Here is a 9,519-nt window from a genome sequence, read left to right on the forward strand (position 1 = left end):
GGCAACGCGTGCAGTAAGCCGCGCTCAACGGCAGATAAAGACTGATTTCAGGCGGCTTTGTCCGGAACGGTTGCGAGGTCATCGGTCCAGACGGCCGCTTCCGAATCGCTCGGCGCGCGCCAGTCGCCGCGCGGCGACAGCGAACCACCCGAGCCGACCTTCGGCGAATTCGGCACGCAACTGCGTTTGAACTGGCTCGTCTTGAAGAAGCGCCACAGGAAGATGCCGAGATTGCGCTTGATCGCGGCAATATCGTATTCGTTGCGCTCCACATGCGCGCCTTCCGGCCAACCGCCCTGCTCTTTGTCGCGCCACGCGTGCAGCGCGAGAAACGCGACTTTCGACGGCGAAAAGCCGTAACGCAGGATGTAGAACAGATTGAAGTCCTGCAGTTCGTATGGCCCGATGAACGACTCCGTCTTCTGCTCGATCGCGCCGGCCGATTTGCCCGGCACGAGCTCAGGGCTGATTTCCGTGGCAAGCACGTTGAGCAGCGTGTCCGAGCCGCTCTTGCCGACGGCGCCCGTCTCCGCGACCCAACGCACCAGATGCGTGATCAGCGTCTTCGGCACGCTCGCGTTCACGCTGTAGTGCGACATGTGATCGCCTACGCCGTATGTGCACCAGCCGAGTGCCAGCTCGCTCAGATCGCCCGTGCCGATCACGATGCCGTTGTGAAAATTGGCGAGACGGAACAGATGGTTCGTGCGCTCGCCCGCCTGCACGTTCTCGAAGGTGATGTCGTACTTCGCCTCGCCCGCCGAATAGGGATGGCCGAGGTCGTTCAGCATCTGCTCGCAGCTTGGCCGGATATCGATTTCCATCGCCGTGCAGCCGACCACGCTCATCAGTTCGCGCGCCTGCTTGAGCGTGCGGTCGCTGGTGGCGAAGCCCGGCATCGTCACGCCGATGATGTTGGTGCGCGGCAGCTTCAGACGGTCCATCGCCTTCGCGCAGACGAGCAGCGCATGCGTCGAGTCGAGCCCGCCCGACACGCCGATCACCACCTTCTGGATATTCGACGCCGACAGCCGCTGCACGAGCGCCTGTACCTGAATGTTGTAGACCTCGTTGCAACGCTCGTCGCGGCGGCGCGAATCGGCGGGCACGTACGGAAAGCGCTCGACCTTGCGCGCAAGCGGCAGCGCCTGTGCCGCGTCGTGCCCGATCGCGAAGCGCACGATCTGGAACTTCGCCGCTTCATCTTTGTGCCGCTGCACCGACATGCCGAAGGTGGTCTGCCGCATGCGTTCGTGCGAAAGCCGTTCGAGATCGACGTCGGCGAAAATCATGTGCGAGTCGTCGAGAAAGCGTTCGGACTCGGCGAGCATCTCGCCGTTCTCGTAGATCAGCGCCTGGCCGTCCCAGGCCATATCCGTCGACGATTCGCCGCGTCCCGCCGACGTGTACAGATACGCCGCGAGACAGCGCGCCGACTGCTGGCCGACGAGCTGATGCCGGTAGCCCGACTTGCCGACCACGACGTTCGACGCCGACAGGTTCACCAGCACGGTCGCGCCCGCGAGCGCCGCGAACGACGACGGCGGAATGGGCACCCACACGTCCTCGCAGATCTCGACGTGGAAGCGGAAGTCCGGCACGTCGGTCAGTTCGAACAGCAGCGACGCGCCGAACGGCACGCGCTGGCCGAGCAGTTCGATATCGCGCGCGACGGCGCTGTCGGCGGGTGTGTACTGGCGCGCCTCGTAGAACTCGCCGTAGTTCGGCAGATACGTCTTCGGCACCGCCCCCAGCACGACACCGCGCGCGACGACGATCGCGCAGTTGTACAGGCTGTGGTCCACCTGCAGCGGCATGCCGACGATCAACGCAATGGGCAGCGTCTTCGACGCGTCGACGATCTTTGCCAGCGCGGTCTTGCATGCATCGAGCAGCGCGCGCTGATGGAAGAGGTCGTCGCAGGTATAGGCGGGCAGGCCGAGCTCGGGGAACGCGACGAGCGCCGCGCCTTTTGCTGCGGCCTCGCGCGCTAGCGCTAGCGTCTCGTCGGCATTGAAGGCCGGATCGGCGACGCGGCAGCGCGGCACGCCCACCGCGACACGTGCAAAACGGTGCGAATACAGGTTGAAGAAGTTGCCTTTCATGTCCGGGATTCCTAATGCGCGCGAACGGTGAGAAACGCTCGCGCGCGAAACAGCTGCTATCGATCAGCGTAGATGATAAGCCGTAAGCGCATTCAAGGTCTCGATCGCGTGTGCCGGCAGGCCACGCCGCGCACTACGGGCGCGCATTTGCTTTAACATGGCCGTTCGCCGCGCTGCCCACGGGCCTGCGCCCGGTACCGTTGCATCCGGGCGCAAGCAAAAAAAGGCGCGCGACATTCGCCTATCAGCCTTATCCGATCCTGACGCGCCGCGAATCTGCGGAAGAGCACGGATCGCCAACGGTCGAACAGATTGAACCAGGAACGTTTTGATTACCGCGCAGGCATTCTCGCTTCGCCGCTCGAAGTCGATGCCGCCGAATGGAATGCACTGCTCAACCAGCAGGCGCAACCCACTCCATTCCTGCGCCACGAATTCCTGAGCGCACTACACGCGACGCGATGCGCCGTCGCGGATACGGGTTGGGCGCCGCAATTCGTCACGCTGACCGATCCGCGCACGGACAAGCTGGCAGCAGCTGCGCCCGTCTACGCAAAAGGACACTCGTACGGCGAGTACGTGTTCGACTGGGCGTGGGCCGACGCGTACAAGCGCAATGGCCTGCCCTACTATCCGAAGCTGCTGTGCGCGGTACCCTTCACGCCTGTGCAGGGCACGCGCCTGATTGCCGCCGACGCGCACGCGCTGCGCCATCTCGCCGCGACGCTCGTGGCGTTCGCGGAACAGGCCGACGTGTCGTCGCTGCATGTGCTGTTTCCGACCGAAAGCGAAGCGCAAGCGCTGACCGATCTCGGCATGATGCTGCGCGAGGGCGTGCAGTTTCACTGGCTCAACGACGGCTATCGCAACTTCGACGACTTCCTCTCGACCCTCGAACAGAAGAAGCGCAAGAACATCCGCGCCGAGCGGCGCAAGGTGCGCGACGCGGGCGTCACGTTCCGGCGCCTGCTCGGCGAAGACATCCGCGACGCCGACTGGCGCTTCTTCAGCAAGTGTTATCGGCAGACGTACCGCGAACACTTTTCGAGTCCGTATCTGAATCTCGACTTCTTCCGGATGATCGGCGCGTCGATGCCGGAAAATCTGATGATGGTGATCGCGGAGTACGAAGGCAAGCCGATCGCGAGCTCGCTCGTCGTCTACCAGCGTGACGGCGCGAACGCGGGCGGCACGCTGTATGGCCGCTACTGGGGCGCGCTCGAACACGTCCCCTGCCTGCACTTCGAAACCGCGTACTATCAGCCGCTGGAGTTCTGCATCGAGCAGAAGCTGGGCGTGTTCGAAGGCGGCGCGCAGGGCGAGCACAAGATGGCGCGCGGCTTCATGCCCACCGTCACGCGCTCGACGCACTGGCTCGCGCATCCCGCGTTTTCGGACGCTGTCGGGCACTTTCTCGACAACGAAAAGAATCATATTCACGCGTATGTCGACGAACTGCGCGAACACAATCCGTTCAAGGAATAACGAGGAACAGGCGCGCGCCATGCCGTGGTTTCTGTATCTGATCGAATGCTCGGACGGCAGCGTCTACACGGGCATCGCCACCGACGTCCAGGCCCGTTTCGACAAGCATTGCAGCGGCACGGGCGCGCGCTATACGCGCTCGCGCAAGCCGGTGCGGCTGCTGGCGTCGTTCGAACTGGCCGACCGTTCGAGCGCGTTGCGCGCCGAATACCGCGTCAAGCAACTTGCGGCAGCGCGGAAATGGGAACTGGCGTCCGGTACGCGGACGCTCGAATCCGTGCTGCCTGCTGTGATCGAGGAAGTCGCGGCTGACGATCCGGCGGCTGACGATCCGGCGCCCGGCGATCCGGCGGCCGGCGACCCGGAGACCTGACGCGGCGTGGCTTGTCCGTCGCGTGCAACAGTGTTTTCAGGATAAGCGTCTGGACGCCGTTTCGACTCGAACAGATACTTTCGTCATTGCAACGGCGCCGCGCATCCGAAACCCGGCGACGCCTCGACACCCGACGCGATACCCAGACCTCTTGAGGTGAAAAAATGGACGAAAGAAAGCGTGACAGCATGATTGCGTATTTGCGCCGCCGCATGGCGAAGGTAGGCATCAAGGTGGCCGACCTGGCCGCGGCGCTTGCCGAGGAACGCCGGCGTCAGCAATCGGTGCGTTATCGCAGCCCGTTTGGCGAAACGTGGGACGGCAACGGCGCGATGCCCCAGTGGCTCAGCAACGCCGTCAGCGCCGGGCAATCGCCGGAACACTTTGCGGTCGACAAGCCGGCCAAAAAGGTCAAGCAGGAACGCCCGTCGGTGGACTGGCGCAACGACCCGTTTGCGGGTAGCCGCCTCGCGACCATCAGCCCGCGCTAACGCGCCGGGTCGCCCGGTCCACCCGCGAGTTTCGCGGGTCCACCCGGTGCCCGGACCGTAGCGTGCAAAAAAAGACGCTCCCGAAGGAGCGTCTTTTTGCATTCAGGCTCGAAAAACGCGCGACTTACTTCTTGTAGTTCGCGGCGCCTTCCGTGATTTCCTTGTGCGCGGCGTCGATGCCCGCCCAGCCTTCCACCTTGACCCACTTGCCCTTTTCGAGCGCCTTGTATTGCTCGAAGAAGTGCTTGATCTGGTCCTTCAGATATTGCGGCACGTCGTCGATCGACTTCAGGTCCGCCGTCATCGGGCAGATCTTGTCGTGCGGCACGGCGATCAGCTTCGCGTCGACGCCCGACTCGTCCGTCATCTGCAGCATGCCCAGCGCGCGTGCGCGCACCACCGAGCCCGCCAGCAGCGGGAACGGCGTGATCACCAGCACGTCGACGGGGTCGCCGTCACCCGACAGCGTCTGCGGAATGAAGCCGTAGTTCGCGGGATAACGCATGCCCGTGCCGATGAAACGATCGACGACGAGCAGGCCCAGATCCTTGTCGGCCTCGTACTTCACCGGATCGCTTTGCGCCGGGATTTCGATGATGACGTTGAAGTCTTGCGGGAGGTCTTTACCAGGGGGAACGTGATTGAAGCTCATGGCGCTCTCTGATCAGGAAGAAATGGGAATAAGGCGCACGGCGCGCACTGCATCCCCATACGGGACGCAGCGCCGCAACCCGGACACGGCGGAATGCGCCATTATAGCCAATCGGCCGATGACACCCGCGTGGCGATCGGCGCGATAATCATCGAACGCGTGTGACCGTACCGGGCAGCCGCGCATCTGGCCGGCCGCTGTGCGCCGCCAAACCCTGCGCGACGCAACCGCCCTCGCCTGTCTTTTTCGTCATTTCTTCGTTGTTTCTTTCGTTGTCCGCCTGACCGCCCAACCGGGCAAGGAGCATGTGTGGAAGAAGCGAAACACTTCATCGGCGGTGAATGGACCGCGTCGTCGAACGGGGAGACGATCCCCGTCATCGATCCCTCCGACGGCCAGCCGTTTGCCACGCTAGCGCGCGGCACAGCCGCCGACATCGACACCGCAATCCAGTCCGCGCGCCGCGCCTACGAAGGCGCATGGGGCGCCGTGAGCGCCGCCGAGCGCGGACGCCTGCTGTACCGGCTGTCGATGCTCGTCGCCGCCTGCCACGAGGAACTGGCGCAACTCGAAGCGCGCGACACGGGCAAGCCGCTCAAGCAGGCGCGCGGCGACGCGGCCGCGCTGGCGCGCTACTTCGAGTTCTACGCGGGTGCCGCCGACAAGCTGCACGGCGAAACGCTGCCCTATCAGAACGGCTACACGGTCTTCACGATCCGCGAGCCGCATGGCGTGACGGGTCATATCGTGCCGTGGAACTATCCGATGCAGATCTTCGGGCGCAGCGTCGGCGCGGCGCTCGCGGCGGGCAATGCGTGCGTCGTGAAGCCCGCCGAAGATGCGTGTCTGTCCGTGCTGCGCGTCGCCGAGCTGGCGGCCGAGGCCGGCCTGCCTGCAGGCGCGCTCAATATCGTCACCGGCTTCGGCCATGAAGCGGGCGCCGCGCTCGCGCGCCATGCCGGCATCGACCACATCTCGTTCACCGGCTCGCCCGACACGGGCAAGCTCGTCACGCAGATGGCCGCCGAAAACCACGTGCCCGTCACGCTCGAACTGGGCGGCAAGTCGCCGCAAATCGTCTTCGCGGACGCCGATCTCGACGCCGCGCTGCCCACGCTCGTCAACGCGATCGTGCAGAACGCCGGGCAAACCTGCTCGGCGGGCAGCCGCGTGCTGATCGAGCGGAGCATTTACGAGCCGCTGCTCGACCGCCTCGCCACCGCGTTCAATGCATTGCGCGTCGGTCCGGCGCATGCGGACCTCGATTGCGGGCCGCTGATCAGCGCGAAACAGCAACGCCGCGTATGGGATTTCCTCTCCGACGCGCAGCATGACGGCATTCCGATGGCAGCGCACGGCGAAGTGATTGCGGAGGCGCCGGAAACCGGCTTCTATCAGGCGCCGACCTTGTTGCGCGACGTGCCGCCCGCGCATCGGCTCGCGCACGAAGAGGTGTTCGGCCCCGTACTCGCCGCGCTGCCCTTCGCCGACGAAGACGAGGCGCTCACGCTTGCCAACGGCACGCCCTACGGACTCGTCGCAGGCGTCTGGACGCGCGATGGCGGCCGGCAGATGCGGATCGCGCGCCGCGTGCGCTCGGGGCAGGTCTTCATCAACAACTATGGCGCGGGTGGCGGCGTCGAATTGCCGTTCGGCGGCGTCAAGCATTCGGGACACGGCCGCGAGAAGGGCTTCGAAGCGCTGTACGGCTTCACGGTGCTGAAGACCGTCGCGATCCGGCACGGCTGAGGCACGGCTCACTCACGACAACCCAGCGTTTTTGCACCTACAACAACAGGAGACATCATGCGGTTGACCGGCAAAACGGCCATCGTCACGGGCGGCGGCTCGGGCTTCGGCGAAGGCATCGCGAAGACCTATGCGCGCGAAGGCGCGAACGTCGTCGTCAACGACCTGAACGGCGCGGCGGCCGAACGCGTCGCCAGCGAAATCGCACTGGCGGGCGGCAAGGCCATCGCCGTCGCGGGCGACGTGACGCGGGCAAGCGACTGGAGCGCGCTGCGCGCCGCCGCGATCGAGGACTTCGGCAGCGTGCAGATCGTCGTCAACAATGCAGGCACCACGCATCGCAACAAGCCCGTGCTCGACGTCACGGAAGACGAGTTCGACCGCGTGTACGCCGTCAACGTGAAGAGCATCTACTGGAGCGTGCATGAGTTCGTGCCGTACTTCCGCGAGCAAGGCGGCGGCGTGTTCGTCAATATCGCGTCGACGGCGGGCGTGCGGCCGCGCCCGGGACTCGTCTGGTACAACGGCAGCAAGGGCGCGGTGATCGTCGCGAGCAAGGCGCTGGCCGTCGAGCTTGGGCCGGATCGCATCCGCGTGAACTGCGTGAACCCGGTGATCGGCGAGACGGGTTTGTTGAAGGAGTTCATGGGCGTCGACGACACGCCGGAGAACCGGCAGAAGTTTCTGGCGGGCATCCCGCTGGGCCGCTTCTCGACCCCGCAGGACATCGCGAACGCCGCGCTCTATCTCGCATCCGATGAAGCCGAGTTCATCACGGGCGTGTGTCTCGAAGTGGACGGCGGACGCTGCGTGTAGCGCAACGGGCGGCGCGCGCGCCTCGCACCGCCCACGAAAATGCGCCTTAACCTTTGAAAACTCAGTGTTTTCCCCGACGCTGGGCGGCTATTCAGCGCGCGTTGAAAGTTTAGAATCGCGAACTGGCGGTACGACATTTCCACAATAACGAGCTTTGCGTAAGACCAGCGTGAAGCGCTGCCGCGCCGACGCCGGTCGATAGGAGACAAGCGTGTCCAGTCCTGCGAATCCGCTCCACCATCCCGGCGCAGGCGCGCCGCCTTCCACCTTTGAAGAGGCGACCTACAGAAAAGTCGCCTGGCGTCTGACGCCGCTGTTGATGCTCAGCTATGTCGTCGCTTACCTGGACCGCGTGAACGTCGGCTTCGCGAAGCTCGGCATGAGCGCGGACCTGGGCCTTTCCGACGCCGTCTATGGCTTCGGGGCGGGGATATTCTTCATCGGTTATTTCATCTTCGAAGTGCCGAGCAATGTCATTCTGCATCGCGTCGGCGCGCGGGTCTGGATTGCGCGGATCATGGTGACGTGGGGCATCGTGTCGATGCTGACGATGTTCGTCACCACGCCGACGATGTTCTACGTGATGCGCTTTCTGCTGGGCCTGGCGGAGGCGGGTTTCTTCCCCGGCATCATTTTGTATCTGACCTACTGGTATCCGGCGCACCGGCGCGGGCGCATGACGACCTGGTTCATGACGGCGATTGCGATTTCGGGCGTGGTCGGCGGGCCGATTTCCGGCTACATCCTGAAGGCGTTCGACGGCGCGAACGGCTGGCATGGCTGGCAGTGGCTTTTCCTGCTCGAAGGGATACCGTCGATTGTCGTCGGCATTCTGGTGTTCGTCGTGCTCGACGACCGCATTTCGAAGGCGAAGTGGCTGACGCAGGAAGAGCGCGAGCTGCTGGAGCGCAACATCGCTGCCGAGGACGCGACGAAGGAAGATCATGCTATCGGCAAGGTGATGCTGAGTCCGCGCGTGCTGATGATGAGCCTGATCTATTTTTCGTTCGTGATGGGGCTGTATGGCGTGAGCTTCTGGCTGCCGACCATTATCAAGTCGACGGGTGTCACTGACGCGTTCACGATCGGGTTGTTGTCGGCGATTCCGTTTGCTGCTGCCGTTGTGGCGATGGTGTTCGTCGCGCGTAGTGCCGACCGCACGCGAGAGCGCCGCTGGCACGTTGCCGTTCCGGGCTTTGTCGGGGCCCTTGGGCTGGTGCTTTCGGTCGTATGGGCGCAGAACACGACGCTTGCGATGGCCGGGCTTACGCTGGCTACGATGGGTATTCTGACTACGCTGCCTCTGTTTTGGAGTTTGCCTACGTCGTTTCTTGCTGGCACGGGTGCGGCCGCTGGGATTGCGCTGATTAATTCCATTGGGAATCTGGCCGGGTTTCTTAGCCCGTATGCAGTGGGCTGGCTCAAGCAGGCTACCGCGGGGAATGCGGCTGGGATGTATATGCTCGCGGCGTTTATGGTGCTTGGCGGGGTGTTGGCCGTTAGTGTGCCTTCCAGGCTGGTGAATAGGTAAGCATTGCCGGTGCTTTTGACGGTTTTGGTTTGCCTGTGCTTTTTGCTGGCGTCCGCGATTCGTTAGCGTGCTTCAGGCGTCGCCGTTCGGGGTGTTGGCCTTTGCTTTCGCTGGCATCCGCGCATTGTTAGCGTGCTTTAGGCATCGCCGTTCGGGGTGTTGGCCTTTGCTTTCGCTGGCATCCGCGTATTGTTAGCGTGCTTTAGGCATCGCCGTTCGGGGTGTCGGCCTTTGCTTTCGCTGGCATCCGCGCATTGTTAGTGTGCTTCACGCGTCGCCCCTGTGCGGGGCGGCACCTACTTTTCTTTGCCGCCGCA

General features: G+C 64.0%; 8 protein-coding genes. 6 read left to right on the plus strand and 2 right to left on the minus strand.

From position 1 onward, the window contains the following. Nucleotides 1-47 precede the first annotated feature (47 nt). Nucleotides 48-2,105, minus strand: coding sequence for an NAD(+) synthase (locus KFO72_RS10165; protein ID WP_054929950.1), 2,058 nt, complete (start codon nt 2,103-2,105; stop codon nt 48-50). Nucleotides 2,106-2,417: 312 nt separating this feature from the next. Between KFO72_RS10165 and KFO72_RS10170 the strand changes: the two genes are divergently transcribed. The 3 genes from KFO72_RS10170 to KFO72_RS10180 all read left to right on the plus strand — a co-directional run bounded on the left by KFO72_RS10170 (nt 2,418) and on the right by KFO72_RS10180 (nt 4,454). After that, a complete protein-coding gene (locus KFO72_RS10170; RefSeq protein ID WP_060600021.1) occupies nt 2,418-3,590 on the plus strand; it encodes a GNAT family N-acetyltransferase in 1,173 nt (390 codons plus the stop codon). Between the two features lie 19 nt (nt 3,591-3,609). Beyond that, entirely contained in the window at nt 3,610-3,963 is a 354-nt protein-coding gene (locus tag KFO72_RS10175; protein WP_225031983.1) for a GIY-YIG nuclease family protein, read from the plus strand. Between the two features lie 164 nt (nt 3,964-4,127). Next, nucleotides 4,128-4,454 carry an H-NS family nucleoid-associated regulatory protein gene (locus KFO72_RS10180; RefSeq protein ID WP_054929898.1) on the plus strand — a complete coding sequence of 109 codons (327 nt, stop codon included), beginning with the start codon at nt 4,128-4,130 and terminating at the stop codon, nt 4,452-4,454. 124 nt (nt 4,455-4,578) lie between these two features. Here the strand turns inward: KFO72_RS10180 and ppa are convergent, their stop codons facing one another. Continuing rightward, complete coding sequence (gene ppa, locus KFO72_RS10185) at nt 4,579-5,106, minus strand: inorganic diphosphatase (RefSeq protein ID WP_054929897.1); 528 nt, start codon at nt 5,104-5,106, stop codon at nt 4,579-4,581. Between the two features lie 309 nt (nt 5,107-5,415). Here ppa and KFO72_RS10190 point away from each other — a divergent pair, with 309 nt between their 5' ends. The 3 genes from KFO72_RS10190 (at nt 5,416) to KFO72_RS10200 (ending at nt 9,202) form a co-directional block, all read left to right on the plus strand. Then, nucleotides 5,416-6,855: an aldehyde dehydrogenase family protein gene (locus tag KFO72_RS10190; RefSeq protein WP_054929896.1), complete on the plus strand. Its 1,440-nt coding sequence runs from the start codon at nt 5,416-5,418 to the stop codon at nt 6,853-6,855. 57 nt (nt 6,856-6,912) lie between these two features. Further along, nucleotides 6,913-7,671: an SDR family oxidoreductase gene (locus KFO72_RS10195; protein ID WP_062915602.1), complete on the plus strand. Its 759-nt coding sequence runs from the start codon at nt 6,913-6,915 to the stop codon at nt 7,669-7,671. A gap of 211 nt (nt 7,672-7,882) precedes the next feature. Continuing rightward, nucleotides 7,883-9,202 (plus strand): MFS transporter, encoded by a 1,320-nt coding sequence (locus KFO72_RS10200; RefSeq protein WP_054929894.1) that lies wholly within the window; start codon nt 7,883-7,885, stop codon nt 9,200-9,202. Nucleotides 9,203-9,519: the final 317 nt, after the last annotated feature.

Origin of the sequence: Paraburkholderia sp. XV (genome assembly GCF_020177535.1) — a bacterium.
In the GTDB taxonomy this organism is placed as follows: Bacteria; Pseudomonadota; Gammaproteobacteria; order Burkholderiales; family Burkholderiaceae; genus Paraburkholderia; species Paraburkholderia caribensis.